Raw genomic sequence first — 25,231 nt, 5'->3', positions numbered from 1 at the left:
GCGGGTTGATGGGAGAGACAGGATGCTGAAACATATCGCAGTCCGTCCGGCGGGCGGCACTTGGGTGATCCGCGCGGGCGGGGCCGTTCTGGGCGAAAGCAGCCGGGCGCTGGAACTGACCGAGGGCGACAAGCCCTTCGTCATCTTCTTCCCGCGCGAGGATGTGGCCATGGCCTTTCTGGAGCCCAGCCCCTATCGCAGCTCCAGCGCGGCGCTTGGCGAGGCGGAGCATTACCACATCGCCTCGAAAAGCCGCACCTATGAGAATGCGGTGTTCTGCTATACGCAGCCGAAACCCGACGCGGCAGAGATCGGCGGCTATCTGGCCTTTGACGTGCAGGATGGCGTGGCGGTCGAACAGGTCTGACCGGTTCGGCCTGAACTCCGCAGGCGGGCGCGGGCTGCTGGCCTGACGCCCGGCTGCGCGACGCCTTCAGGCCTTGCGCAACTGGTCGCGCAGCGTGGTGATCTCGTCGCGCAGGCGCAGCAGATCGTCCAGCGGCAGGCCCGCCTCATCCGCGATGCAGCCCGGCACATGGGCGGCGCGGGCGCGCATCTGCTGGCCTGCTTCGGTCAGGTCCAGCCGCACCTGCCGCTCGTCCTCCGGATCGCGGCGGCGGATCAGCAGACCTGCCGCCTCGAGCCGTTTCAGCAGCGGCGTCAGCGTGTTCGATTCCAGCTGCAGCTGGCGCGCGACATCGCCCATGCGCGGCGGGGTGTCGGCGGTCCAGAGCGCGCTCAGCACCAGATATTGCGGATAGGTCAGGCCCAGCCGGTCCAGATGCGGGCGGTAGGCCTGCTGCATCGCATGGGTGGCGGAATACAGCGCGAAGCAGATCATGTCGGCGGGGGCTAGGGTCATCGCGGCAAGTTATATCGCGCGCGATCCTTTCGCAAGCGATTGACGGCAGTTCCGGGCCGCGTTATCAATCGTGCACGATACAATCGTTAGCGAAGGAATTACCCCCATGACCATTGATACAAAATACTGGACCGAAGCGCAGGCCACCGGCGGCGGCCGCAACGGCGTGGCGAAGCTTGCCTCCGGCATGCTGACCGTCACCATGGCGAGCCCGAAGGAGCTGGGCGGATCGGGCGCGGGTCACAACCCCGAAGAGCTGTTCGCGCTTGGCTATGCCGCCTGCTATCTGGGCGCGATGCGCTTTGCCGCAAGCTCCGAAAAGTTGGGCACCGTGCCCGAGGATGCCACCGTCACCGCGCATGTGGGCATCGGCCCGCGCAGCGAGGGCGGCTTTGGCCTGAAGGTCAAGCTGGTGGTCGCCCTGCCCGGGCTGGAGCGCGACGTGGCGGAAAAGATCGTGGAACGCGGCCATTTCATCTGCCCGTATTCCAACGCGACCCATGGCAATATCGACGTCGAGACCGAACTCGCCTGAGCCACGGCCAAAGCTAGACCGTCGCGGCGGCGCGGCGGTCTAGCTGTGCTCTTCTTCCGCCGTGGCGGCCAGCGCCCGGTTATAGGCCTTGAGCGCGTCGACATGGAACAGCGCGCCCTGCAGCACCGGGGTGCCGTCGGGCTCGGTCCGGGTGATGACCGGCAGATAGGCCACGCCGGATTTCTCGAACAGCGGCAGCGCGGTTTCCAGCGTGGACTGCGCGTTCAGATACAGCCCCTGATCCATCATGCGCAGGCAGGCTTCCTCGTCGGCGGCGCCCTCGGCGGTCACCGGGCGCATCACGCCCTGCACCCGGAACATCGCCAGCAGATAGGCCTGTGGCCCCGCCGCCAGATGCACGTTGCGCCGTTCCAGCTGCGTCAGGAAGAAGCTGCGATGCACCAGCCGCGACGCCACGGCGGTGGACATCGACACCGAGATCATCACCGCGAGCCCCGTCTGCCAGTCGCCGGTCAGCTCGAACACGATCAGCGTGGTGGAGATCGGCGCGCCCAGCACCGCCGCCGCCACCGCCCCCATGCCCGCCAGCGCATAAAGCGTGAAGGCCGAACTGTGATCGGGCACGATGGCCGTTGCCACATGGCCGAAGGCGAGCCCGGTCAGCGCCCCCACCATCAGCGAGGGCGAAAACACCCCGCCCCCCATGCGCCCGGCCATGGTCACCGATACCGCCGCCACCTTGACCACGGCAAAAAGCATCGCCTCGCCCAGCCCCAGCGTGCCGGTCAGCGCGCGCGAGGTCGTCTCGTAGCCCACGCCGATGATATGCGGAAACAGGATGGCGATGGCCCCCAGCATCAGCCCGGTGACCGCAGGCCGCAGCCAGTGCGGCAGCGACAGGCGGCGCTGGATGGTGGTGCCCAGATCGTCGGACCAGAAGATGGCCCGCATCATCAGCACCGCCACCAGCCCGCAGACCAGCCCCATCAGGAAAAACGCCGGAAGCTCCAGATAGAATTCCACCGTGGTCTGGCCGGGCAGCACAAATTCCGTGACATCGCCAAAGGCGAGCCGGTTGATGACCGTGCCCGCCGCCGAGGCCACGACGATGGGCGCAAAGGCATGCAGGGCGAAATGGCGCAGCACCACCTCCAGCCCAAACAGCGCGCCCGCAATCGGCGCGTTGAAGCTGGAGGAGACGGCGGCAGCCACCGCACAGCCCAGAAGGTCGCGCCCGGTGATGCCGTCCACCCGCAAGAGGTTCGACGCCCAGCTGGAGATCATGGCGGCGATATGCACCACCGGCCCCTCGCGCCCGGTCGACCCACCGGTGGAGAGCGTGATCCATGAACAGAGCGCCGAGGCGAGCCCCGCCTTCTTTTCCACCCGCCCGTCGCAGAGTGCCGCCCCCTCGATCACGTCGGCGACGCTGCGCACCCGCCCGTCGGGGGTGAACTTGTGCAGGATCAGCCCCACCACGCCACCCCCCAGCGCGGGCACCAGCAGCACCCAGATCCAGGGCAGGCCCGAGGCAAAGGTGGCCAGCGTGCTGACATCCTCTGTGCCGTAAAGCGCGGCCTGCAGCCGTTCGATGGCCAGCCGGAACAGCAGCGCGGCAAAGCCCGAGGCGGCGCCCACCACCAGCGCGATCATCCAGAAGGTGATCTGCCCCGGCCCCTTGTGGCGCAGCAGATCCCAGCCTTCTGCGCAGGCGGCGCGGGTCTCGCGCCAGTGCCGGTCAAATTGGCTCAGCATTTCCCGTCCCATGGCTTTCGCAGGGCGCGCGGCTTGGATAGGATCGCCCGGCACGTCTGGAGGACCCCGAATGACAACCGCACCGGCCCTGGAGGCTCTGGCCCACTTCCTAGGCGAACGCCTCACGCGCTCCAAGTCCGAACTGGAGCTGCATGGCCGTTCGGAGTCGCATTTTCCGCTCACCCTGCCCGATGCGGTGGCCTATCCCGACACGGTCGAGGAGGTGGCGCAGATCATGCGGGTCTGCGCGGCCCATGACTGCCCGGTGGTGGGCTGGGGCGCGGGCAGCTCTCTGGAAGGCCACGGGCTCGCGGTCCAGGGCGGCGTGGTGGTGGATTTCACCCGCATGAACCGGGTGCTGCAGATCCGGCCCGCCGATATGGATGTCACCCTGCAGCCCGGCGTGACGCGCGAGGCGCTCAATCAGGAGCTGCGCGCGACCGGGCTGATGTTTCCGGTCGATCCCGGCGCCAATGCCACGCTGGGCGGGATGGCGATGACCCGCGCCTCCGGCACCACGGCGGTGCGCTACGGCACCATGCGCGACAACGTGCTGGGGCTGCAGGTGGTGCTGGCCGACGGGCGGGTGATCCGCACCGGCACGCGGGCGCGCAAATCCTCCGCCGGCTATGACCTGACCGGGCTTCTGGTCGGATCCGAAGGCACGCTGGGGCTGGTCACCGAACTGACCCTGCGCCTGCATGGCATCCCCGAAGCCACCAGCGCGGGCATCTGCGCCTTTCCCGACATGCAGGCGGCGGTGACGGCGGTGATGGACACCATCCAGATGGGCATTCCCATGGCGCGGATCGAATTTGTCGATGCCGCCACCGCCCGCGCCTTCAGCAGCTATGCCGGGGTGGAGATGGCCGAGGCGCCGCATCTGCTGGTGGAATTCCACGGCTCGCCCGACAGCGTGGCGCAGGATGCGGCCCGCTTTGCCGAGATCGTCGAGGATCACGGCGGCTCGCCCTTCCGCTGGTCCGCCCGCGAAGAGGAACGCCGCGCGCTCTGGGCGATGCGGCATAACGGCTATTACGCCATCCTCGCCTCGCGCCCCGGGGCGCGGGCGCTGGTCACCGACATCTGCGTGCCGATCTCAGAACTGGCCCGCGCCGTCGAGGAAACTCAGGCCGACATCGCCGCCAGCCCGATTCCCGGGCCGATCCTCGGCCATGTCGGCGACGGCAATTTCCACGCCATCCTGCTCATCGACCCCGACAGCCCCGCGGATCTGGAGGCGGCCAAGGCGCTGTCGCACCGCATGGCCGAACGGGCGCTGGCGCTCGGCGGCACCTCGACCGGCGAACATGGCGTGGGTCTGGGCAAGCTCGCCTATATGCGCGCCGAACATGGCGAAGGCTGGGACGTGATGGGAGAGATCAAGCGCGCGCTTGATCCCAAGGGCCTGCTCAACCCCGGCAAGCTGGTGCCGCAGGGCTAGGGCCGCGCCACCACAGGCGCCGCCCCCTCCGCGCGCCGCGGGTGCGGGGCGGCCACGCGCGCAAGGCAGACGCGGCGCCCCGGCACGCGGATCTCAGATCTGCTTTTCCGGCATCTGCACCACCAGACCGTCCAGCGCGTCGCTGACCTTCAGTTGGCAGGTCAGCCGCGAACGGGCCGGATCGGGCTGGAAGGCGAAATCCAGCATGTCCTCTTCCATGTCATCCTTGGCGGGCAGCTTCTCCACCCAGTCGGGATGCACATAGACATGGCAGGTGGAACAGGCGCAGGCGCCACCACAATCGGCCTCGATGCCGGGAATGTTGTTGTCGCGCGCGCCTTCCATCACGGTCAGCCCGTTCGCCACCTCGACGACATGCTCGGTTCCGCCAAACTCGATATAGGTGATCTTTGCCATGGGCCTTGCCTCCTTCGTGGGTTGCCCCGGTTTTATCGCCCCGCCGCGCGATGGGCCAGAGCCCAGATCCGTCAAATCCGCTCCACCCGCCGTCTTTGCGCAAGTCCCGGGCGCAAAGCCGCTTTTCCCGCCCGCTGCGGCTTGCTAGGCTCCGCCCGCGCCCGCATAGCAGAACAAGGCCAGAGCAGATGATCCCCCTTCGCCCGCCTGCGGTCCTCCTCCGCCTGAGCCTGCTCGGACTGCTGGCCGCCTGCGCCCCCACCCCGCCCGACGCGCCGCCGCTACCCCCCGAAACCGATCCCGACGGCACCTGCTGGGCGCGCGAACATGTGCCCGCCATCTACGAGCAGGTGATGGGCGAGGTGCAGGTGGTGCAGGCCGAAATTGCCGAGGACGGCACGGTGATCCGCCCGCCGATCTATCGCCGCGCGCCGGTGCCGCGCGTGGTGCGCCCGCGCGGCGAGATGCGCTTTCAGGCGCCCTGCCCGGCGGAGATGACGGCGGAATTCATCGCCTCGGTCCAGCGCGCACTACAGGCCCGCCGCTATCACAGCGGCCCAATCACCGGGCAGATGGATGCCGCCACCCGCCGCGCGCTGCGCGCCTATCAGACCGAACGCGGCCTCGACAGCGCGCAGCTGTCGCTGGAAACCGCCCGCGCGCTGGGGCTGGTGGCGGTCGATCCCGCAACGCTGCTGTGACGCGGCTTTGGCGGGCACCGATCGGCGAGATCCTGCCACCGGACCCCCCTGCCCGTTAACCAAGTCTTGATTTTAACCTTCGTTAAGGGAACCTGACCAAGGTCGCCACCAACGAGCGGCCGGGCAGAAACAACTGATCGAGGGACGCATGAGCGTGAACCGCTCCGGGACGGCTATACGCCGCCTTCCATACCTGTGCGCTTTGCTTCTTCTGGCCGCCGCCTGCGCCAAGACCCCGTCGGAGCAGCTTCCGCTGTCCTCCCAGATGGGGATTGACCTCGACCGTCAGACGCTGGCGCTGCGCGAGGCGGAAACGCTGCAGGCCAAGGGCCAGCGCGTCTGGTGCGTGCCCTTCGCGCGCAATCTCAGCGGCATCGACATCCGCGGCAATGCCGAAACATGGTGGTCCAACGCCAAGGATCTCTATGCGCGCGGACGCCAGCCCGCCGTGGGCGCGGTGATGGCCTTCGGCTCCACCGGATCCATGCCGATGGGCCATGTCGCCGTGGTCTCCGAGGTGGTCTCGCCGCGCGAGGTGCGCGTCGACCACGCCAACTGGCACCGCAATCAGGTCTCGCTGCGCATGGCGGTGATCGACGTGTCGGACCGCAACGACTGGTCCGCCGTCCGGGTGCAGAGCCAGCCCACCGCCTTTGGCAGCGTCTACCCCATCGACGGCTTCATCTACCCGCAGCGTCTCAGATAACAGGACAGCGGCGGGCGCAGACATAAGAACGGCGCGGGAAGCTCTCCCGCGCCGTTCTCTTTTGGTCAGCCCCTCCGCTCAGGCGTCGTCGATGCAGTCCTGCCGCTGGCTGCCCAGCTTCTCGATGCCAAGCTCGACCACATCCCCCGCCTTGAGGTAAACTGGCGGCTTCATGCCCAGACCCACGCCCGGAGGCGTGCCGGTGGAGATGATGTCGCCCGGCTCCAGCGTAAAGAACTGCGACAGATAGGACACGAGGAACGGCACGCGATAGACCATGGTGGCGGTCGAGCCGTCCTGCATGCGCTTGCCGTTCACGTCGAGCCACATACCAAGGCTGTCGAAATCGCCCACCTCGTCCGGGGTCACCAGCCACGGGCCGGTCGGGCCGAAATTGTCCGAAGACTTGCCCTTCACCCACTGGCCCGCGCGCTCGGCCTGAAACTCGCGCTCCGACACGTCGTTGATCAGGCAGAAGCCCGCGACGTGATCCATGGCCTCCTCTTCCTTGACGTATTTTGCGGTCTTGCCGATGACAAAACCCAGCTCGACCTCCCAGTCGGTCTTGACGGATTTGCGCGGGATGATGATCGGATCGTTCGGCCCGCAGATGGCAGAGGTGAACTTGGCAAAGATCACCGGCTCCGGCGGCACGTCCATGCCCGATTCCGCCGCGTGATCGGCGTAGTTCAGGCCGATGCAGATGAACTTGCGCGTGCCCCCCACACAGGCGCCCAGACGCGGGCTGCCCTCGACCAGCGGCAGCGAGGCGGGGTCGATGGCTTTCAGCGTCTCAAGATCGGTCAGCACATCGCCTGCGATGTCGGCCACATGGCCGCTCAGATCGCGCAGCTTGCCGTCGCCATCCACCAGCGCGGGCTTTTCCGCGCCTCTCTCGCCATAACGTGCAAGTTTCATGCTCTTCCTCCAAGAAGTGGTCAGATTTTCATACCACCGTCCATGCCATGATCCTGCCGCGGGGGAAAGACATCACGAACGGTTGCGGGCCCCCTGCGCGTCCCCGCAGCGGTCCGGCCCGGCCGGGCGGACCCGGCAGCCCGGCACCACCCGCGCCTCCCCCTGTCACCCTCAAGCCCCCGGGGCCCTGCCGCGACCACAGGCCGGCCTTCATCTTGCCCCTGAACTCCGGGGGTGACTGCGGCAAAGCCGCAGAGGGGGCAGAGCCCCCTCCCGCCCTGCCGCCTGCTCAACGGTAGATCAGCGTGGGCAGCCACATGGTGATCTGCGGCACATAGGTGATGAGGATCAGCACCAGCACCAGCGGGATCAGGAACGGCGCGGTGCCGGTCATGGCGCGCTCGAAGGGAATGTTGGCCACCCTCGACAGCACGTAAAGCACCATGCCCACCGGCGGCGTCAGCAGCCCCAGCATCAGGTTCAGCACCACGATGACCCCGAAATGTACCGGATCCACCCCGATCGCCACCGCCACCGGCAGCAGCACCGGCACCAGAATGGTGATCGCCGCCACCGTCTCCATGAAACAGCCCACGATCAGCAGGATGATGTTGATGAGCAGCAGGATCACCCACGGATTGTCCGAGGCCCCCAGCAGCAGCGCCGCCGCCATTTCCGGCACCCGGTTCGAGGTCAGGATCCACGCGAAGATCGACGCGGCCCCCACCACCAGCAGCACCACGGCGGTGGTCTCGATGGTGTCGAAGCTCACCCGCACGAAGCGGCGCAGCGTCAGCGTGCGATAGACCACGGCGCCAAGGAACATCGCATAGGCGCAGGCGGCAACGGCGGCCTCGGTCGGGGTGAAGGCGCCGCTCAGGATGCCGCCCACGATGATGACCGGCGTCATCAGCGACAGGAAGGCGCGGCGGAAGCTGGAAAACAGGATCTTCCAGACAAAGGCCTGATCGCGCGGATAGCCGCGGCGCCGGGCGGTCCATGCCACCATCAGCATCAGCGCCACCGCCATCACCAGCCCGGGCACGAAGCCTGCGGCAAAGAGCTGCCCGATGGAGGCGCCCGCCACCACGCCATAGATCACCATGGGCAGCGAGGGCGGGATGATCGGCCCGATGGTCGAGGAGGCGGCGGTGATGCCCACGGCAAAATCCGTGTCATATTTGGCATCGCGCATCGCCTTGATCTCGATGGCGCCAAGGCCGCCGGCATCGGCCACCGCCGCCCCCGACATGCCCGCGAAGATCACGCTGGCGCCCACGTTCACATGGCCCAGCCCGCCGCGCATCCAGCCCACCAGCGCCAGCGCGAAGTTGAAGATGCGTTCGGTGATGCCCGCCGTGTTCATCAGGTTGCCCGCAAGGATGAAGAACGGCACCGCCAGCAGCGGAAAGCTGTCCACGCCGTTGACCATGCGATGCGCCACCACCATGGGCGGCACCGTGCCCGACAGGATGAACAGCGCCGAGGCGCCCGCCAGCGCGATGGCCACCGGCACCCCGATCAGGATGAGGACCAGCAGCGCCACAAAAAGAAGGGTAATGGTCATGACGTCCTCAGTCGATGGCGCGGACATCGTCCGCATGAAGCTCGGGATCGATCAGGCGGCTGGTGCCGCTTGACAGGTGGCGCCACATGTTGATCGCGGCATGCACCGCCATCGCGGCGAAACAGGCGGCAACAAACCAGTAGACCCAGGACTTCGGCACATCGATGGACACCATCATCTGCCCGGTCCGTCCGGCCAGCTGCACCGACAGCCCGGCAAGGGCGGCAAAAAAGCCGGTGGTGATCAGGTCGATCACCGTCTGCATCACCCGGCGCAGCGGACGCGGCACCCAGCGATACAGGAATTCCACCGCGATATGGCAGTTCTTGCGCGCCGCCATCACCGACCCGGCAAAGGTCACGCCGATCAGCAGGTAGCGGGCGATTTCCTCGGTCCAGCCAAGGCTGTCATTCAGCACGTAGCGGGTGAAGAACTGCAGGAACACCACCAGCGCGAGGATCCAGAAGATCGCCAGCACCAGCCCGTCCTGCCAGCGCAGATCCGACAGGTCGATCTCCTGACTGTCGAGATCGGAAATCTGCAGGCTGTGATCCCCCGGCGGCGGGCCGGACCGGCGCGGATCTGTGTCGTCAGTCATGAGGAAAGCCTTTCGTGGCAGAGGCGGAAGCGCAGGCACAGGCGGCAGGGCAGAGGCCCGAAGGCCCCCGCCACTGCGCTTGTGCGGATCTTGGGTCAGGCCGGAGCGTTACTCGATGGCCTGCAGCCGGTCGTAGGTTTCCTGATCCCAGCTTGCCATGTCGCCGTTATGCACCGCCTGCACCGCTTCGATGAACGGGCCGCGATCCACTTCGTTGACGGTCACGCCCTCGTCGGCGAACCACGCCTTGAGGTCTTCTTCGGCCTTGATGATCTGGTCGGTGGCGCAGACTGCCGCCTCGTCCAGAACCTGCTCCAGCGCCGCGTGATCTTCCTCGCCAAGGCTGTCCCATGCCGGGCCGCCGACGATGGTCAGCAGCGCGTCGGTGATGTGCCCGGTCAGCGAGATGTCGGACTGCACCTCATAGAACTTCTTGGCCTGAATGGTGGGCAGCGGGTTTTCCTGCGCATCCACCGTGCCCTGCTGCAGCGCAAGATAGACCTCGGCAAAGGCGATGGGGGTGGGGTTGGCGCCGGTGGCTTCGGGGAACATCATGTAAAGCGTGGCATTGGGCACGCGGATCTTCAGCCCTTCCATGTCGGCGGGGGTCACGATCGGCTTGTTGGCCGTCACGTGGCGTTCGCCGTAATAGGTCATGGAGGTGATGTGGTTGCCCGTGGCCTCGTTATAGCCCAGCGACAGTTCCCCAAACAGGTCGGAATTGCGGTAGGCATCCCAATGCGCGTAATCGCGGAACATGAAGGGCGCGCCGCCGATGGCGATGGGACCGTAAGCCCGGCCCGCAAACAGCTGGCCGGTATAGATGATGTCCACCGTGCCAAGGCTCAGGCCTTCGTTGATGTCGGTTTCCTTGCCCAGCGAGGACGCCGGGAAGACCTCGACGCCCAGCCGGTTGTCGGTGGCGGCCATCAGCGCGTCATTCGCGGCGACGGCGCAGGTGTGATAGGGTTCGTTCGCCTCGTAGACATGCGCCCATTTCAGCACGCGCTCGGCCTGCTGTGCGGATGCGGGCAGCGCTGCGCCAAGCGCCAGCCCCGCCGTGGTGGCCAGTGCGGCGGCCTTTGTAATCCGGTTCATCTGTTCTCCTCCCTGATGTAACCTGTGGTCTAGCGGGTCAGCACCTCCAGCGGTGCGATCCCCTTCTCCCCGGCGAAGCGCGTCAGCGCCTCCACCGCCGTCTGGTCAAGCAGCAGACCGGACATCCGGCGCCGCCTGCCTTCGGACCATTCGCGATCCCCTGCTGCCATCACCGTTCCTCCTGCGGTGGTGGCAGAGCCGCGAATGGCGTCCCGGTAGCGCCTGAGCGTTCCGGTAAAGATATCAAGCCCGGCAAAGGCCGCTGGGTCAAGCGCCAGCACGAAGGCGCCCAGCCCCCGGGGTGTCGCCATGTCCTCGGAAATCATCGGCGGCAGCTCGAAGCTGAGCGGCGCGCCCGACAGCGCGGTGCTGAGGATTTCGGAAATCCCCGCCAGCCCCGCGCCCTTGTAGCCGAACTCGCCCCCCAGCGGCGCCAGCATCGCGGCCTCGTCAGGGTCGGTGGTGTTGACCCCCTGCCCGTTCGACGCGGTGTCGGGCGGCAGCGGGATCCCCAGCGCGCGGCTGAGCTGCACCTTGTTGAACGGAATGGCGCTGGTCGCCATGTCGAACAACCACGGATCCTGCCCCTCGCCCGCAGGCCCCGCCATGGCGATGGGATTGGTGCCGTGGAATTTCTCGGCCCCGCCCTGCAGGCGCACGAAACTGTCGGAATTGCAGAAGCAGAAGCCCAGCATCCCCGCCTCGGCCACCGCCTTGGCATAGGCGCCCGCCGCGCCGAAATGCGAACTGGCGCGGATCGCCACGGCGCCGGTGCCGCTGCTGCGCGCCATCTCGACCGCCAGATCCACCGCCGCATAGGTGGCCCGCGCACCGTGGCCGTCGCCGCCATCCAGCACCGCCGCCCCGGGGGCGCCCTGCTCCCATGTCACCGAGGGGCGCGCCACCAGACGGCCCCCGACAAACCCTTCAAGGTAATGCGGCAGCAGCCGGTAGCCGTGGGTATCGACCCCGTGGATCGAGGCATGGCTCAGCGCGCGGATCACGGCGGCGCGGGTCGCGTCGTCGCAGCCTGCGGCCAGCATGGCGGCATCGGCGAACCGCTCCATCTCGGCCAGCATCACCCGGGCGGGCGGGCGCTGTGCCGCAGGCACGGCGGACAGCGCCTGCGCCAGATAGTTCTGCGTGGTGTCGCGGATATGGCTGCGCATCAGATCCAGCGCCGCCTCCAGATCCATGGCGGCAACCAGATCGGTCAGGGCGGCATGTTCGCCCAGCGAGCGGTCGTTCAGCGCCATGTCCCGGCTCAGCCGGTTGCGCAGCGCCTGAATCCGGAAGGACAGCATGTGATGCGTCTTTTCCAGATAGACATTGCCGCATTGCGCAAAGATCGCGTGATGAAAGGCGTTGTCCAGCAGCTTGTAGCTGCGCCCGTCCTGCGCCGCCAAGGCCTCGCGCATCTGGTCGACCACGGCCCGCAGCGCGGCGGCAAGCGCCTCGGGGTCGCGCTGCAGGGCCAGCCGCAGTGCCTCGGATTCCAGCATCTCGCGCAGTTCGCCCAAGTCCCGGATGTCATCCGAGGTCATGTCGAACACCTTGTGGCTGCGGTTGGGCGACATCTGGATCATGCCTTCGCATTCCAGCTGCACCAGCGCCTCGCGCACCGGGATTTTCGACATGCCCAGCAGGGCCGCCAGTTCGGATTCCCGCAGCACGGCGCCCATGGGCAGATCACCTTCGATGATCCGGTCCCGGATCACGTCGCGCGCGTGGTCAGACAGTTTCGGTGCCGCCTCGCGCGGGGTCTGCAAATCTGCGGTCATAAAATCCTCCACTCCGGGAGGACGGTATATGGTATATCACCTTTGCGTCAACTCTGCTTTCGTTGCTGAAAGCAAGTTTCAGATAGACGGCATCTCCAGAGCGGCGGCGAACATCGGCCCGCCCTTCCAGCGCGGAAAGCCGTAGCCGTGGATCTTCACCAGATCGATGTCGGCGGGCGCCTGCGCGATGCCCTCCGCCAGCAGCGCCTGCCCTTCGGCGGCCATGGCGCCCACCAGCGCTGCGGCAATCGCCTCGGGGGGCAGCGGATCGGCAGCGGCGACATGCGGCGCCAGCAGCGCCTCCACCGTGGGCGAAACCTGCGGGCGGCGGTCGCCTTCGGCATAGTCATACCAGCCGCCGCCGGTCTTCTGGCCCTTGCGCCCGGCCCGCACCAGCAGATCGCCCAAGGTTTCGGGCACGTCCTGCCCATCGGCCCGGGCGCCTTCGCGCTGCAGATAGGCGATGTCGAGCCCGCCCAGATCCTGCGCCTCGAACGGGCCCATGCGGAAGCCATAGGCGCGCATCGCCGCATCCACCTGCGCCAGCGGCACGCCGCGCCGCACCAGCTGCTCCGCCTCGGCGCGGGTGCGTTTCAGGATGCGGTTGCCGATGAAGCCTTCGCAGATCCCCGCCTGAACCGGCATCTTGCCCAAGGCCCGCGCCAGCGCAAAACCGGTGGCCAGCACCTCGGGCGCGGTATCGGGCAGCGGCACGATTTCCAGCAGCTTCATCACATGGGCGGGGCTGAAGAAATGCAGGCCAAGCATCCGCTCGGGATGCGGCACGCCTTCGGTCAGGCCGCGCGGATCAAGATAAGAGGTGTTGGTGGCCAGCACCGCATCGGCGCGGCAATGGCGGCCCAGTTCGGCAAAGACCGCGCGTTTTACGGCGGCATCCTCGAACACCGCCTCGATCACCAGATCGGCCTCTGCCAGCCTGTCATACCCGGTGCTGCCGCTCAGCCCGTCGCTGCGCGCGGCACGGTCCGCCTGCGACAGCTTGCCCCGCGCCATGGCCCCGTCAAAGATCGCCTCAACCGCCGCCAGCCCGCGCGCCAAGGCCGCGTCGTCGCGTTCGATCAGCACCACCTCCAGCCCCGCCTCGCGGCAAGCGGCGGCGATGCCCGCGCCCATCGTGCCGCCGCCGATCACGCCCACGCGCTGCAGGGCGCGCGGGGCGACCTCCTTCAGCGCGGCAGGACGCGGCGCGGCGCGTTCGGCAAAGAACACATGGCGCAGCGCCTGCGCCTCGGGGGTGGGGCGCAGGGCCAGAAAGGTCTCGCGCTCCTTGGCCATGGCCTCGGCAAAGGGCGCCTCGGACGCACAGCGCAGACAGTCGAGCGCGGCGAGCGGCGCGGCATGTCCGGCCCGCGCAGCCGTCTTGCGCGCTTCGGTCCAGAACTCCTCGGGCATGGGCGACAGCGGGCGGGCCGAGGCGGGATCGGGCAGATCCTTTTCCAGCGCGCGGCGGGCAAAGCCCATGGCCGCCTCGGTCAGGTCCCCGTCCAGCACCGCGTCAAGCAGCCCGGCCTCCAGCGCTTTGGCGGCGGGCCAGTGCCTGCCGCTGGTCACCAGATCCACCGCCGCCGCCATGCCCACCAGCCGTGGCGTGCGCACGGTGCCCGACGCACCGGGCACGATGCCAAGCGTCACTTCCGGCAGGCCCACGCGCGCCGTCGGGGCGGCCACGCGGAACCGGCAGCCCATCGCCACCTCCAGCCCGCCCCCCAGCGCCGCGCCGTGGATCGCCGCCACCCAAGGCTTCGCCGCGCCTTCCAGACGCGCGACCACATCGGGCAGATGCGGCTCCACCGGGGGCTGGCCGAATTCCCGCACATCCGCCCCGGCGATGAAGGTGCGGCCCGCGCAGGTCAGCACCACCGCGCGCACCGCCGGATCGGCGTCCAGCGTTTCGGCCATGTCCCACAGCGCGCGGCGCACGGCGGCGGACAGCGCGTTGACCGGCGGGTTGTCCAGCGTCACGCAGGCGATGCCCGCATCGATGCGGCAGGTCAGCAGGGTCATGTCATACTCCCAGATAGGCTTCGCGGATGCGCGGATCGGCAATCAGTTCCGCAGCAGGGCCGGTCATGGTGATCTGCCCGGTTTCCATCACATAGCCGCGGTCGGCAATCTTCAGCGCGCCAAAGGCGTTCTGTTCCACCAGCAGCACGGTCACGTCGCGCGCGCGCAGCGACTGCACCACCTCGAAGATCTGCGCCACCAGCAGCGGGGCCAGCCCCATGGAGGGCTCGTCCAGCAACAGGCAGTGCGGGCGGCCCATCAGCGCGCGGGCGATGGCCAGCATCTGCTGCTGCCCGCCCGACAGGCCCCCGGCGGCAAGGTTGCGCTTTTCCTTGAGGATGGGGAACATGGCAAAGGCATCGGCCATGTCGCGGTCCACCCGCTCGTCGCTGTACAGAAAGGCGCCAAGCCGCAGGTTTTCCTCCACCGACAGGTTGGTGAAGATCTGCCGCCCCTCGGGGGATTGCGCCAGCCCCCGGGCAAGCCGCCGGTGGGCCGGCACGCGGGCCAGATTTTCGCCGCGAAAGACGATGCTGCCCTCGCTTGCGGGCTGCGTGCCCGACAGGCAGCGCAGCAGCGTGGTCTTGCCCGCGCCATTGGCCCCCACCACGGTCACGATCTCGCCCGAGCGCACCTCCAGATCCAGACCGTGCAGCACTTCGATGCGGCCATAACGCGACCGCAGGCCTTCAACCGTCAGCATGGGCGGGATCCTCCGTCGGGGCGTCGGTGCCAAGATAGGCGGCGATCACGGCGGGATTGCGCGACACGGTGGCAGGATCGCCCTCGGCGATCTTCTGGCCATGGTCGAGCACCACGATATGGCTGGAAATGCGCATCACCAGCTTCATGTCATGTTCCACCAGCAGGATGGCGATGCCCGAGGCCGCCAGTTCCGCGATCAGATGGTCGATCTCTTCGGTCTCCACGGCGTTGCAGCCTGCGGCGGGTTCGTCCAGCAGCAGAATTTTTGGCCCCAGCGCCAGCGCGCGGGCAATCTCCAGCCGTTTGAGCGCGCCATAGGACAGGCTGCCCGCCTCCTGCTCGGCGGCCTTGTCGAGCCGCACCCGCGCCAGCAGATCCCGCGCGCCGCGCCGCACCTCTGCCGCGCGCCGCCGCATGGAAGGCAGCGCCAGCAGATCGGCCCAGACCGGCCCGCGTTCGGTCAGGTGATACCCCGCCAGCACGTTGTCGAGCACGGTCATCTCCTGAAAGATCTGCAGGTTCTGAAAGGTGCGCGACAGGCCCATGCGCGCCAGCAGATGCGGCGCCGTGGCGGTCACGTCCTGCCCGTTCAGGCGCACCGATCCGCGCCCGGGCCGGTAGATCCCCGAGATCATGTTGAACAGCGTCGTCTTGCCCGCGCCGTTCGGCCCGATGACCGACACGATCTCTCCGGGGCTGACCGAAAAGCTGACATCTTCCACCGCCCTGAGCCCGCCGAAGCTGATGCCAAGACCCGATACTTCCAGAAGGCTCATTCGCTGGTCCCCCTCAGCCGCCGCGCGATGGAGGGCAGCAGCCCCTGCGGCAGAAAGATCATCACGCCGATCATCACCGCGCCCAGCACAAGCTGTTCATATTCCGCAAAGACCGTCAGCACCTGCGGCAGCAGCGTCAGGATGGCCGCGCCCAGCGTGGCCCCCAGCACGGACCCCACGCCGCCCAGCACCGCCATGGTCACCATCTCTACCGAATGCAGGAAGCCTGCGACATCCGGCGTGACATACTGGTTCTGCAGCGCCAGCAGCGACCCCGCGACCGAGGCATAGACCGCCGAGATCACGAAGGCGCGCAGCTTCTGCGCCGCGACGTCAATGCCCACCGTGGCCGCCGCCACCTCGGATCCGTGCAGCGCGCGCATGGCCCGGCCCGTGGGGCTGTCCAGCAGGTTCAGCGCGATCCACGCCCCCACCAGCAGCACCAGACCCGACACGCCATACCACAGCTCGCCCCCCGACAGGCGCAGGCCCAGATCGCGCAGCAGGTCGCGCAGGCCCGGATCGGCCACCACCATGCCGTCCGGCCCCCCGGTCAGCGCGCGTTCATTGGTCAGCACCATGGAGACGAGGATGCCGAAGCCCAGCGTCGCCACGGCAAGGTAATAGCCCTTGAGCCGCAGGATGGGCCGCCCGATCAGCAGCGCCATCACGCCGGAAATCCCCGCCCCCAGCAGCACCGCCAGCCCCGGATGCAGGCCCAGATGTTCGGGCGCCAGCGCGCAGGCATAGGCGCCGATCCCGGCAAAGCCCGCATGGCCAAGGCTGATCTGCCCGGCATAGCCGATCAGGATGACCAGCCCCACCACCGACAGCGCATTGACGAAGATCAGCGCGCCGACCCGGTAGTAATAGCCAGAGGGGAAGAGCAGCGGCAGCAGCACGATCAGCGCCGCCAGCACGCCCAGTTGAATCCATTTCATGCGGCGGGTCATCACACGCGCTCCGTCGATTTATGGCCGAAGATCCCCTGCGGCATCACGAACAGCACGCCAAGGATCACCAGAAACGCCACGGCATCCTTGTATTGCGAACTGAGATAGCCTGCGGTCATCGCCTCCAGCAGCCCCAGCAGCAGCCCGCCCACCAGCGCGCCCTTGGGGTTGCCCATGCCGCCCAGCATCGCGGCGGCAAACCCTTTCAGCGCCAGCGCCACGCCCACGTCATAGCTGACCAGCGTGATCGGCGTGACCAGCACCCCCGCCAGCGCGCCGATGGCCGCCGACAGGCCGAAAGACAGCGTCATGACCCATGCGGTGTTGATGCCCACAAGCTGGGCTGCGGTGCGGTTGTTGGCGGTGGCCAGCACCGCGCGCCCGGTCAGCGTGCGGGTAAAGAACAGCCACAGCGCCACGAACACCGCCACCGCCCCGACGATGACCCACAGGCTTTGCGGCAGGATCGTCGCCCCCAGCACCCGGATCGGATCATCGCCGGAAAAGGCCGGAAAGCGGTGCAGCTGCTTGTCGAAGATCAGCTGCGACGCGCCCCGGATCAGGATCGAGGCCCCGATGGTGATGATGATGAGCGACACCACCGGCGCGCCGCGCGCGGGTTCGATGGCAAGCTTGTTCAGCGCCACGCCCAGCGCTGCGGTCAAAAGGATCGCCGCCAGCGCCGCGAGGGGCAGCGGCAGCCCCGCTTCAAAGGTGAAGACGGTGATCATGCCGCCCAGCATGACGAATTCGCCCTGTGCGAAATTCACCACGTCCGAGGCGTTGTAGATGATGGTAAATCCCAGGGCCACCAGCGCATAGACTGCGCCCACGGTCAGGCCGGAAAAGACGAATTGCAGCAGGGCGTCCATGGCGGCTCCCGGGCTTTGATCAGGGGAAACGGGGGGACCGGGGGAACACTCCCCCGGCCCTGCAGAGACGATCAGTCGACGGCAGACCAGCCGCCATCCCGGATCTCCAGCATGCGGAAGGCGCTAAGGTCGAGCCCGAGGTGATCCTCTGCCGAGAAGGTGTAGGTGCCGGTGGTGCCCACCAGCCCCTCGGTCGTTTCCAGCGCGTCGCGGATGTCGTCGGGATCGGTGCTGCCCGCGCGGGTCACCGCATCGACGATCAGCGCCACCGCGTCATGCGCATAGCCGCCAAAGGTCGAGGTCGCGGTGCCATAAGCCTCGCGATAGGCGGCGGTATAGTCGGTCACCACCTGATACTGCGGGTCATCCTCGGCCAGAAGATCGGCGATCAGCAGCGCGGTGCCGGGAAGGCGGACGCCTTCGGCGGCCTCGGCCCCAGCCAGTTCGATGAAGGCGTCAGAGGCAACGCCATGGCTCTGATAGAGCGGAATCTCGAAACCCAGCTGCGCCACGTTGCGGGTGACGATGGCGGGCCCCTGCCCGAAACCGGGGTTGAGCACCGCCTGCACGCCTTCGGTGTTGCGGATGCGGGTCAGCTGCGGAGTCATGTCGGCATCCTGCGGACCATAGGTCTCGTCCGCCAGAATCTCGATCCCCTGCGCGCCCGCAACTTCCTTGCACTGCGCCTGCATCGAGGCGCCAAAGCCGTCGGTGCCAGAGATCATGCCGATCCGGGTGATGTCCTGCGCCGCCATGTCGGCGAAGATCTTTTCGCAGGCCATGCGGTCGGTATGCGGGGTCTTGAACACATACTCGCGCACCGGGTCGATGATGGAAATGGCGCCCGCCAGCGAGATGAAGGGAATGCCCTCGGCCTCGGCCACCGACAGGATCGACATGGTGGTGCCGGTGGTGGATCCGCCGATGATCGCCACGACCTCGTCATCTTCCACCAGACGGGTGGCAAAGGTGCGCGCCTTGTTCGGATCGCCGCCATCGTCATAAAGCGTCAGCGCGATTTCCTCGCCGTTGATGCCGCCAGAGGCGTTGATCTGCTCCACCATCATCTCGATGGTCTTGGCTTCCGGATCGCCCAGAAAGGCGGCGGGGCCGGTGGCGGACACGCTGGCGCCAAGCCGGATTTCGGCCTGTGCCGCGCCGGTCAGCGTGGCCAGTGCGGCCAGCGTGGCAAGCGCCGTGGTGGTTCTGGATCTCATGGTATCTCCTCCCGAAAAGACATCCCCAAGCAGGCGGGTCAGGCCGCGATCCGCGCTCCGCACCCGCACGGGCGGACCCAGCCCCAAAGGGCTGTCCACAACGCGCGCTGGCGGTCCGACCTGTCCGGCTTGGCTCCTCCCAAAGCTCGAGTCATATCATTGACCGACCGGACGGTTTATGCAACATTTATCTTGTAGAGCCCGTTGGAGGCGGGCCGGGAGGACCACATGACATCATCCGATACCGTCCTGGCGGAGCTTGGCTCCGGCGTGCTCAAGCTGGTGCTGAACCGGCCGGAAAAGCTGAATTCCCTGAACGAAGACCTGCATCTGGCGCTGCGCGCGCAGATTCAGCGCGCCCATGACGACCCGGCGATTCGCGCCGTGCTGCTGACCGGGGCCGGGCGCGGCTTCTGCGCCGGGCAGGATCTGGGCGACCGCGATCCGCGGCAGGGCGGGCCGAAGCCCGATCTGGGCCAGACCATCGGCACCTTCTACATCCCGACGCTGCGGCTGATCCGGGCGCTGGACAAGCCGGTGATCTGCGCGGTCAACGGCGTGGCGGCGGGGGCTGGCGCCAATCTGGCGCTGGCCTGCGACATCGTTCTGGCCGCGCAGTCCGCGCGCTTCATCCAGTCTTTCGCCAAGATCGGGCTGGTGCCCGACGCGGGCGGCAGCTGGCATCTGACCCGGCTTCTGGGCGAGGCGCGGGCCAAGGCGCTGGCGATGACCGCAGAGCCGCTGAGCGCAGAGACCGCCGCCGACTGGGGCCTGATCTGGAAAGCCCTGCCCGACGACGCCCTGCTGCCCGAGGCGGAGGCGCTGGCGGTCAAGCTGGCAGCGGGCCCGACGCTGGGTCTGGGGCTGACCAAGCGTCTGATCCATCAGGCCGGAGCGCAGGATTTCGACACGCAGCTGGAGGCCGAACGCGACAGCCAGCGCGCAGCGGGCCTGTCCGACGATTACGCCGAAGGCGTCACCGCCTTTCTGGAAAAACGCGCGCCGCGCTTTCGGGGGCACTGAACGATGAAGGACACCGCGACCCTGACCCCGCAGCAGCTGGCCGAAGCCTGCGCGCAGGCCATGTGGAACGCCGACAGCGCCTCGCAGCGGCTGGGAATGGTGCTGACCCGCATCGCGCCCGGACAGGCGGTGCTGACCATGACCCTGACCGAACGGATGACCAATGGCCATGGCAATGCCCATGGTGGCTATCTGTTCACGCTGGCCGACAGCGCCTTTGCCTTTGCCTGCAACACCTACAACGTGATGACCGTGGCACAGCACTGCGCGGTCACCTACATCACCCCCGGCGCGCTGGGGGACCGGCTGGTGGCCACCGCCCGCGAGGTATCCCGCACAGGCAGGTCCGGCATCTATGACGTGACGGTGACCCGGGAGGACGGGACCGTCATCGCAGAATTCCGCGGTCATTCGCGGGCGCTCAACAGGCCGCTGCTGCCGGACACCGGTGCAGAGGCCTGACGTCCAAGGGAGGAGGACAACATGACCGACATGACCCCGGCGCGGGCCAGTCTGGACCCGATCGAGATCGCCAGCCGCGACGAGATCGCAGCCCTGCAGCAAAGCCGCATGGCATGGTCGCTGCGCCACGCCTATGAACACTCGCCCTTCTACCGCAAGCGGTTCGACGATCACGGCGTGCATCCCGACGATTTCCGGACGCTGGCCGATCTGGCGAAATTCCCCTTCACCACCAAGCAGGATCTGCGCGACACCTACCCGTTCGGCATGTTCGCCGTCCCGCGCGAGAAGCTGGCGCGCATTCACGGATCCTCCGGCACCACGGGCAAGCCCACCGTCGTGGGCTATACCGCGCGCGACATCGACATCTGGGCCGACTGCATGGCCCGGTCGATCCGCGCCAGCGGCGGGCGGCCCGGCGACATCTGCCATGTCGCCTATGGCTACGGGCTGTTCACCGGCGGGCTGGGCGCGCATTACGGCGCCGAACGGCTGGGCTGCACGGTGGTGCCGATCTCGGGCGGGATGACCGAGCGGCAGGTGGTGCTGATGCAGGATTTCCAGCCCAGCATCATCATGGTGACGCCGTCCTACATGCTGTCCATCCTTGACGAATTCCGCCGTCAGGGGATCGATCCGCGGCAAAGCTCGCTGCGGGTGGGGATCTTCGGTGCCGAGCCCTGGACCAATGCCATGCGCGAGGAGATCGAACAGGCCTTCGACATGCACGCCGTCGACATCTACGGCCTGTCGGAAATCATGGGGCCGGGCGTGGCCAATGAATGCGTGGAAACCAAGGACGGGCTGCATGTCTGGGAAGATCATTTCTACCCCGAGATCATCGACCCCGTGACCGGCGAGGTGCTGCCCGATGGCGAAATGGGCGAGCTGGTCTTCACCACGCTGACCAAGGAAGGTCTGCCCATGGTGCGCTACCGCACCCGCGACCTGACCCGGCTGCTGCCCGGCACCGCCCGGTCGATGCGGCGCATCGAAAAGATCACCGGGCGCTGCGATGACATGATCATCCTGCGCGGCGTCAACGTCTTTCCGACCCAGATCGAGGAGCAGATCCTGAAATGCGCCGGCCTCGCCCCGCATTTCCAGATCGAACTGACCCGGCAGGGCCGCATGGACAGCATGACCGTGCATGTGGAATGCGGCCCCGAGGCCACGGGCGCCGAGGCGCGCGCCGCATCGGCCCGCGATCTGGCCCATCACATCAAGTCGGTGGTGGGCGTGTCGACCCGGATCGAGGTGCATGACCCGCAGGGCGTCGCACGATCCGAAGGCAAGGCAAAACGCGTGGTCGACAACCGGCCGAAATAGGCCGTCCGCCGGACTGGCATACCTTCCGGCAAGGGGATATCCCCTTGCCGCCTGAACCACGAGGAGCACTTGCGCTGATGGCAAGGACGCGCGCCAATGATTTCGAGGAAAAGCGGCATCAGCTGCTGCTGTCCGCTGCCAATGTCTTTGCGACGCAGGGCATGGAAAAGGCCTCCATGTCGCAGATCGCCTCCGAGGCGGGGGTGTCGAAATCGCTGCTCTATCACTATTACCCGTCCAAGGACGCGCTGATCTTTGCGATCATAGAGACGCATCTGGAGGATCTGGACACAGCCCTTGCCGAGGCGCATGACCCCGCCCTGCCCGCCGAGGCGCGGCTGGAACGGCTGGTGATGACCGTGCTCGACGCCTATCGCGGTGCCGACGACCTGCACAAGGTGCAGCTGAACGCGGGCCCTGCGCTGTCGGACGCGCAGAAGGCCGACCTGACCGGCATCGAACGGCGCATCGTCAAACGCTTCTCCGCCGTCATCCGCGAGATTCACCCCACGCTCGACACGCCCGACCGTCCGCTGCTGATGCCGGTCACCATGTCGCTCTTCGGCATGATGAACTGGGTCTACATGTGGTTCCGCGACGGCGGCGCCATCAGCCGCGAGGATTACGCCCATATGGCGACGACGCTGATCCTTGAAGGCGTGAAGGCGGTGAAATAGCGCCTAGCGCGCCGCCGGAGGGGTGATCTCCACCTGCAGTTCCAGCCCAAGCTGGCGCGCGATCTGTTCCAGCTGACGTTTCTTAGCTGCGGTGCTGCTATGGGTTCTCACGATGACCCCGTCCACGGGCATAACGCGACTGGCGGAAGGCCTCCGCTCCCTCGCCGTTCAGATCCTCGATCGCTGCGGCAAGCTCCTGCCCCATCAGATCGAAGGCCACCGAAACGCTGTATCCCTGTTCATGTCCCCCCTCTGCGCTGTCCGCAGCAATCCTGCCGCAGCGAGATGCAAAGGGAAAGCCGGTCAGCCCGCCGCCGCCTTGCGCATCTCTTCCTCGAACTGGCGGCGGAGCTTGCGGCGCAGGGTGGCGGCGCGGTGGCGGCGCTGTTCGGTTTCGGTTTCGACCTGCAGCACCGGCACCTCGGCGGGGCGGCTGGCATCGTCCACCGCCACCATGGTGAAATAGCATGAATTGGTGTGCCGCCGGGTGCCCTTGCGGATGTCCTCGGCCTCGACCCGGATCCCCACCTCCATCGAGGTGCGCCCGGCATGGTTGATGCTGGCGCGGAAGGTCACCAGTTCGCCCACATTGATCGGCTCCTTGAAGATGACCTGATCCACCGACAGCGTGACCGCATAGCGGCCCGAAAACCGGGAGGCGCAGGAAAACGCCACCCGGTCCAGCAGGTTGAGCAGCGCCCCGCCATGCACCTTGCCGCTGAAATTCGCCATGTCGGGCGTCATGAGAACGGTCATTTCAAGGTGGCGGGGATCCATTGCTTACTCCGTCAGCGGCCAGGTTTTCGCCACCATGGTTAGCACATCATATTGGGCGACCACCTCCTGATTCTGGTTGGTCACGCAACAATCCCAGCGCACTTCGCCATAGACCGTGCCGTCGCGCGGGGTGATCTGCTTGCAGGTCAGCCGCACCTGCAGGCTGTCGCCGAAATAGACCGGCGCCAGAAAGCGCAGGTTGTCCACGCCGTAATTGGCCAGCACCGGGCCAGGTTCAGGCATCACGAACAGCCCCGCCGCAAAAGAGGCGATCAGATAGCCATGCGCCACGCGATCCTCGAAGAACGGATTGGCGCGCGCCGCCTCGCGGTCCATATGGGCATAGAAGGTGTCGCCGGTGAAATGGGCGAAATGCTCGACATCCGCTTCGGTGATCTCGCGCCGTTCGGTGACGATCTGGTCGCCGATGCGCAGCTCGGCCAGCGATTTGCGGAACGGGTGGATGTCCTGCTGCGCGGGCGCGCCCGGCACCCATTCGCCCGTCACCGCCGCCAGCAGCCGGGGCGTGCCCTGAATGGCGCTGCGCATCATGAAATGTTTGACCCCGCGCATCCCGCCCATTTCCTCGCCGCCGCCCGCGCGGCCCGGTCCGCCATGCACCAGCGGCGCCAGCGGTGCGCCATGCCCGGTGGAGGATTTGGCGCTGTCGCGGTTGCCCAGCATGATCCGCCCGTGAAAGGCGGCAACGCCGCGCACCATCTCGGCCGCCACGCCTGTGTCATTGGTAAAGACCGACGACACCAGCGAGCCCTTGCCCAGCTTCGCCAGCGCCACCGCCTCTTCGACGCCGTCATAGGCCATGACCGTGGCGACGGGGCCAAAGGCCTCGATCTCGTGCGGGGCGCGGGCGCTGAAGGGATCGGCGCAGCGCAGCAGCACCGGGTTCAGGAACGCCCCCCGCGCCGCATCGCCCGAAGACAGCCGCACCTCGTCGGGGGTGCCGCAGACGATCTCGGCCTCTGCCGCGATCTCGCGGATGCGGGCGCGCACGCCCTCGCGCTCGCCCAGCGACACCAGCGCCCCCATGCGGGTCTGCGCGTCATCGGGCAGGCCCACGGCGGTGCGGTCCAGCGTGGCGCGCAGCGCGTCGATCACCGCGCCCTCATGGGCGGCGGGCACCAGCACGCGGCGGATGGCGGTGCATTTCTGCCCGGCCTTCGCCGTCATCTCGCGCGCCACCTCCTTGACGAACAGATCGAATTCCGGCGTGCCGGGGCCTGCATCGGGGCCAAGGATCGCGGCGTTCAGGCTGTCGGCCTCCATGGTGAAGCGCACCGAATTCTGCACCACCGCCGGATGGGTGCGCAGCTTCTGCCCGGTCTGGGCGGATCCGGTGAAGGTGACGGCATCCTGCCCGGTCACATGGTCCAGCAGGTCGCCCACCCCGCCGCAGATCAGCTGCAGCGCGCCGTCGGGCAGGATCTGCATTTCCAGAATGCGCCGCACCACCAGTTCGGTCAGATAGGCGGTCTGCGAGGCGGGCTTGACCACGCAGGGCACGCCCGCGATCAGCGCAGGCGCGATCTTTTCCAGCATGCCCCAGACCGGGAAGTTGAAGGCGTTGATATGCACCGCCACACCTTCCAGCGGGGTCAGGATGTGCTGGCCCACAAAGCTGCCATCGCGCGACAGCATCTCCACCGGGCCTTCGGGCAGCACATGCGCATTGGGCAGTTCGCGCCGCGCCTTGGAGGCAAAGGTCAGCATCGTGCCGATGCCGCCGTCGATGTCGGGCCATGCGTCGCGGGGCGTGGCGCCGGTGGCAAGGCTTTCGGCGTAGAATTCATCCTTCCCCGCCATCAGCGCCTGACCGATCGCCTTCAGCATCAGGGCGCGGTCGTGCAGCGTGTGGCGGCGCAGCGCCGTCCCCCCCGTGCGGCGGCCCCAGTCCAGCGCCCCGGCAAAATCGAGCCCGTCCGAGGAGATCAGCGCATGGACCTCGCCCGTTGCGGCATGGGCCAGCGGCTTAGCCTCGCCCTGCCCCGCGCGCCACGCGCCCGAGACATAGCTTTCAAGGCGGCGCGCGGTGCGTCCGGTGTCCAGCATCAGAT

25 protein-coding genes are annotated in these 25,231 nt (G+C 67.4%); 9 read left to right on the top strand and 16 right to left on the bottom strand.

Going from position 1 to position 25,231, the window contains the following annotated elements; genetic code table 11:
- Positions 1-22: 22 nt before the first annotated feature.
- The gene (locus tag BLR51_RS19920; protein WP_207543668.1) at positions 23-367 is read left to right on the top strand and encodes a DUF427 domain-containing protein; all 345 of its coding nucleotides are present in this window, start codon (positions 23-25) and stop codon (positions 365-367) included.
- Between the two features lie 66 nt (positions 368-433).
- Here BLR51_RS19920 and BLR51_RS19915 read toward each other — a convergent pair whose 3' ends face one another.
- Positions 434-862 carry a MarR family winged helix-turn-helix transcriptional regulator gene (locus BLR51_RS19915; protein WP_089850281.1) on the bottom strand — a complete coding sequence of 143 codons (429 nt, stop codon included), beginning with the start codon at positions 860-862 and terminating at the stop codon, positions 434-436.
- Positions 863-968: 106 nt separating this feature from the next.
- Here BLR51_RS19915 and BLR51_RS19910 point away from each other — a divergent pair, with 106 nt between their 5' ends.
- Entirely contained in the window at positions 969-1,397 is a 429-nt protein-coding gene (locus tag BLR51_RS19910) for an organic hydroperoxide resistance protein (protein ID WP_089850279.1), read from the top strand.
- A 39-nt stretch (positions 1,398-1,436) separates the two neighbouring features.
- Here BLR51_RS19910 and BLR51_RS19905 read toward each other — a convergent pair whose 3' ends face one another.
- The gene (locus BLR51_RS19905) at positions 1,437-3,113 is read right to left on the bottom strand and encodes a chloride channel protein (RefSeq protein ID WP_089850277.1); all 1,677 of its coding nucleotides are present in this window, start codon (positions 3,111-3,113) and stop codon (positions 1,437-1,439) included.
- A gap of 70 nt (positions 3,114-3,183) precedes the next feature.
- Here BLR51_RS19905 and BLR51_RS19900 point away from each other — a divergent pair, with 70 nt between their 5' ends.
- The gene (locus BLR51_RS19900; RefSeq protein WP_089850275.1) at positions 3,184-4,557 is read left to right on the top strand and encodes an FAD-binding oxidoreductase; all 1,374 of its coding nucleotides are present in this window, start codon (positions 3,184-3,186) and stop codon (positions 4,555-4,557) included.
- 93 nt (positions 4,558-4,650) lie between these two features.
- Here the strand turns inward: BLR51_RS19900 and BLR51_RS19895 are convergent, their stop codons facing one another.
- Positions 4,651-4,974: a 2Fe-2S iron-sulfur cluster-binding protein gene (locus tag BLR51_RS19895; RefSeq protein ID WP_089850273.1), complete on the bottom strand. Its 324-nt coding sequence runs from the start codon at positions 4,972-4,974 to the stop codon at positions 4,651-4,653.
- Between the two features lie 188 nt (positions 4,975-5,162).
- Here BLR51_RS19895 and BLR51_RS19890 point away from each other — a divergent pair, with 188 nt between their 5' ends.
- Positions 5,163-5,675 carry a peptidoglycan-binding domain-containing protein gene (locus tag BLR51_RS19890; protein WP_089850272.1) on the top strand — a complete coding sequence of 171 codons (513 nt, stop codon included), beginning with the start codon at positions 5,163-5,165 and terminating at the stop codon, positions 5,673-5,675.
- A gap of 148 nt (positions 5,676-5,823) precedes the next feature.
- A complete protein-coding gene (locus tag BLR51_RS19885; RefSeq protein ID WP_089850270.1) occupies positions 5,824-6,381 on the top strand; it encodes a CHAP domain-containing protein in 558 nt (185 codons plus the stop codon).
- Between the two features lie 78 nt (positions 6,382-6,459).
- On the opposite strand, the gene BLR51_RS19880 is transcribed toward BLR51_RS19885, so the two are convergent.
- The 11 genes from BLR51_RS19880 to BLR51_RS19830 form a co-directional block, all read right to left on the bottom strand.
- Positions 6,460-7,299: a fumarylacetoacetate hydrolase family protein gene (locus BLR51_RS19880; protein WP_089850268.1), complete on the bottom strand. Its 840-nt coding sequence runs from the start codon at positions 7,297-7,299 to the stop codon at positions 6,460-6,462.
- Positions 7,300-7,588: 289 nt separating this feature from the next.
- A complete protein-coding gene (locus BLR51_RS19875) occupies positions 7,589-8,866 on the bottom strand; it encodes a TRAP transporter large permease (RefSeq protein ID WP_089850266.1) in 1,278 nt (425 codons plus the stop codon).
- 7 nt (positions 8,867-8,873) lie between these two features.
- Positions 8,874-9,464: a TRAP transporter small permease gene (locus BLR51_RS19870; protein ID WP_089850265.1), complete on the bottom strand. Its 591-nt coding sequence runs from the start codon at positions 9,462-9,464 to the stop codon at positions 8,874-8,876.
- Positions 9,465-9,572: 108 nt separating this feature from the next.
- The gene (locus BLR51_RS19865) at positions 9,573-10,562 is read right to left on the bottom strand and encodes a sialic acid TRAP transporter substrate-binding protein SiaP (RefSeq protein WP_089850263.1); all 990 of its coding nucleotides are present in this window, start codon (positions 10,560-10,562) and stop codon (positions 9,573-9,575) included.
- A gap of 29 nt (positions 10,563-10,591) precedes the next feature.
- Complete coding sequence (locus BLR51_RS19860) at positions 10,592-12,343, bottom strand: Ldh family oxidoreductase (RefSeq protein WP_089850261.1); 1,752 nt, start codon at positions 12,341-12,343, stop codon at positions 10,592-10,594.
- A 78-nt stretch (positions 12,344-12,421) separates the two neighbouring features.
- Complete coding sequence (locus BLR51_RS19855; RefSeq protein ID WP_089850259.1) at positions 12,422-14,368, bottom strand: 3-hydroxyacyl-CoA dehydrogenase NAD-binding domain-containing protein; 1,947 nt, start codon at positions 14,366-14,368, stop codon at positions 12,422-12,424.
- Between the two features lies 1 nt (position 14,369).
- Positions 14,370-15,071, bottom strand: a complete 702-nt coding sequence (locus BLR51_RS19850; protein WP_089850257.1) for an ABC transporter ATP-binding protein — start codon at positions 15,069-15,071, stop codon at positions 14,370-14,372.
- Entirely contained in the window at positions 15,058-15,849 is a 792-nt protein-coding gene (locus BLR51_RS19845) for an ABC transporter ATP-binding protein (RefSeq protein WP_089850255.1), read from the bottom strand. Before BLR51_RS19845 ends, BLR51_RS19850 begins: the two co-directional genes overlap by 14 nt.
- Positions 15,846-16,802: a branched-chain amino acid ABC transporter permease gene (locus BLR51_RS19840; protein ID WP_089850253.1), complete on the bottom strand. Its 957-nt coding sequence runs from the start codon at positions 16,800-16,802 to the stop codon at positions 15,846-15,848. Before BLR51_RS19840 ends, BLR51_RS19845 begins: the two co-directional genes overlap by 4 nt.
- Positions 16,802-17,674, bottom strand: coding sequence for a branched-chain amino acid ABC transporter permease (locus BLR51_RS19835; RefSeq protein WP_089850250.1), 873 nt, complete (start codon positions 17,672-17,674; stop codon positions 16,802-16,804). The genes BLR51_RS19840 and BLR51_RS19835 overlap by 1 nt, the downstream gene beginning before the upstream one ends.
- Before the next feature lie 71 nt (positions 17,675-17,745).
- On the bottom strand, positions 17,746-18,891 hold the full coding sequence (locus tag BLR51_RS19830; RefSeq protein ID WP_089850248.1) for an ABC transporter substrate-binding protein: 1,146 nt from the start codon (positions 18,889-18,891) through the stop codon (positions 17,746-17,748).
- Between the two features lie 228 nt (positions 18,892-19,119).
- Here BLR51_RS19830 and paaG point away from each other — a divergent pair, with 228 nt between their 5' ends.
- The 4 genes from paaG (at position 19,120) to BLR51_RS19810 (ending at position 22,382) form a co-directional block, all read left to right on the top strand.
- A complete protein-coding gene (paaG, locus tag BLR51_RS19825) occupies positions 19,120-19,914 on the top strand; it encodes a 2-(1,2-epoxy-1,2-dihydrophenyl)acetyl-CoA isomerase PaaG (protein WP_089850246.1) in 795 nt (264 codons plus the stop codon).
- A 21-nt stretch (positions 19,915-19,935) separates the two neighbouring features.
- Entirely contained in the window at positions 19,936-20,376 is a 441-nt protein-coding gene (gene paaI / locus BLR51_RS19820; RefSeq protein ID WP_089850377.1) for a hydroxyphenylacetyl-CoA thioesterase PaaI, read from the top strand.
- Between the two features lie 21 nt (positions 20,377-20,397).
- Complete coding sequence (gene paaK / locus BLR51_RS19815; RefSeq protein WP_089850244.1) at positions 20,398-21,705, top strand: phenylacetate--CoA ligase PaaK; 1,308 nt, start codon at positions 20,398-20,400, stop codon at positions 21,703-21,705.
- A 77-nt stretch (positions 21,706-21,782) separates the two neighbouring features.
- Complete coding sequence (locus tag BLR51_RS19810) at positions 21,783-22,382, top strand: TetR/AcrR family transcriptional regulator (RefSeq protein ID WP_089850242.1); 600 nt, start codon at positions 21,783-21,785, stop codon at positions 22,380-22,382.
- 303 nt (positions 22,383-22,685) lie between these two features.
- Here the strand turns inward: BLR51_RS19810 and BLR51_RS19805 are convergent, their stop codons facing one another.
- On the bottom strand, positions 22,686-23,159 hold the full coding sequence (locus BLR51_RS19805; RefSeq protein ID WP_089850240.1) for an acyl-CoA thioesterase: 474 nt from the start codon (positions 23,157-23,159) through the stop codon (positions 22,686-22,688).
- Positions 23,160-23,162: 3 nt separating this feature from the next.
- Positions 23,163-25,226 (bottom strand): phenylacetic acid degradation bifunctional protein PaaZ, encoded by a 2,064-nt coding sequence (gene paaZ, locus BLR51_RS19800; RefSeq protein WP_089850239.1) that lies wholly within the window; start codon positions 25,224-25,226, stop codon positions 23,163-23,165.
- Positions 25,227-25,231: the final 5 nt, after the last annotated feature.

It is taken from the genome of Salipiger marinus (assembly GCF_900100085.1).
Lineage (GTDB): Bacteria > Pseudomonadota > Alphaproteobacteria > Rhodobacterales > Rhodobacteraceae > Salipiger > Salipiger marinus.
Note: the sequence above shows the minus strand (reverse complement) of the source record. Positions and strands in the feature narration are given on the sequence as shown.

Coding starts and splice junctions, on each gene's coding strand:
- BLR51_RS19920 (WP_207543668.1), top strand. CDS start 23: ATGCTGAAACATATCGCAGTCCGTCCGGCGGGCGGCACTTGGGTGATC.
- BLR51_RS19915 (WP_089850281.1), bottom strand. CDS start 862: ATGACCCTAGCCCCCGCCGACATGATCTGCTTCGCGCTGTATTCCGCC.
- BLR51_RS19910 (WP_089850279.1), top strand. CDS start 969: ATGACCATTGATACAAAATACTGGACCGAAGCGCAGGCCACCGGCGGC.
- BLR51_RS19905 (WP_089850277.1), bottom strand. CDS start 3,113: ATGCTGAGCCAATTTGACCGGCACTGGCGCGAGACCCGCGCCGCCTGC.
- BLR51_RS19900 (WP_089850275.1), top strand. CDS start 3,184: ATGACAACCGCACCGGCCCTGGAGGCTCTGGCCCACTTCCTAGGCGAA.
- BLR51_RS19895 (WP_089850273.1), bottom strand. CDS start 4,974: ATGGCAAAGATCACCTATATCGAGTTTGGCGGAACCGAGCATGTCGTC.
- BLR51_RS19890 (WP_089850272.1), top strand. CDS start 5,163: ATGATCCCCCTTCGCCCGCCTGCGGTCCTCCTCCGCCTGAGCCTGCTC.
- BLR51_RS19885 (WP_089850270.1), top strand. CDS start 5,824: ATGAGCGTGAACCGCTCCGGGACGGCTATACGCCGCCTTCCATACCTG.
- BLR51_RS19880 (WP_089850268.1), bottom strand. CDS start 7,299: ATGAAACTTGCACGTTATGGCGAGAGAGGCGCGGAAAAGCCCGCGCTG.
- BLR51_RS19875 (WP_089850266.1), bottom strand. CDS start 8,866: ATGACCATTACCCTTCTTTTTGTGGCGCTGCTGGTCCTCATCCTGATC.
- BLR51_RS19870 (WP_089850265.1), bottom strand. CDS start 9,464: ATGACTGACGACACAGATCCGCGCCGGTCCGGCCCGCCGCCGGGGGAT.
- BLR51_RS19865 (WP_089850263.1), bottom strand. CDS start 10,562: ATGAACCGGATTACAAAGGCCGCCGCACTGGCCACCACGGCGGGGCTG.
- BLR51_RS19860 (WP_089850261.1), bottom strand. CDS start 12,343: ATGACCGCAGATTTGCAGACCCCGCGCGAGGCGGCACCGAAACTGTCT.
- BLR51_RS19855 (WP_089850259.1), bottom strand. CDS start 14,368: ATGACCCTGCTGACCTGCCGCATCGATGCGGGCATCGCCTGCGTGACG.
- BLR51_RS19850 (WP_089850257.1), bottom strand. CDS start 15,071: ATGCTGACGGTTGAAGGCCTGCGGTCGCGTTATGGCCGCATCGAAGTG.
- BLR51_RS19845 (WP_089850255.1), bottom strand. CDS start 15,849: ATGAGCCTTCTGGAAGTATCGGGTCTTGGCATCAGCTTCGGCGGGCTC.
- BLR51_RS19840 (WP_089850253.1), bottom strand. CDS start 16,802: ATGACCCGCCGCATGAAATGGATTCAACTGGGCGTGCTGGCGGCGCTG.
- BLR51_RS19835 (WP_089850250.1), bottom strand. CDS start 17,674: ATGGACGCCCTGCTGCAATTCGTCTTTTCCGGCCTGACCGTGGGCGCA.
- BLR51_RS19830 (WP_089850248.1), bottom strand. CDS start 18,891: ATGAGATCCAGAACCACCACGGCGCTTGCCACGCTGGCCGCACTGGCC.
- paaG (WP_089850246.1), top strand. CDS start 19,120: ATGACATCATCCGATACCGTCCTGGCGGAGCTTGGCTCCGGCGTGCTC.
- paaK (WP_089850244.1), top strand. CDS start 20,398: ATGACCGACATGACCCCGGCGCGGGCCAGTCTGGACCCGATCGAGATC.
- BLR51_RS19810 (WP_089850242.1), top strand. CDS start 21,783: ATGGCAAGGACGCGCGCCAATGATTTCGAGGAAAAGCGGCATCAGCTG.
- BLR51_RS19805 (WP_089850240.1), bottom strand. CDS start 23,159: ATGGATCCCCGCCACCTTGAAATGACCGTTCTCATGACGCCCGACATG.
- paaZ (WP_089850239.1), bottom strand. CDS start 25,226: ATGCTGGACACCGGACGCACCGCGCGCCGCCTTGAAAGCTATGTCTCG.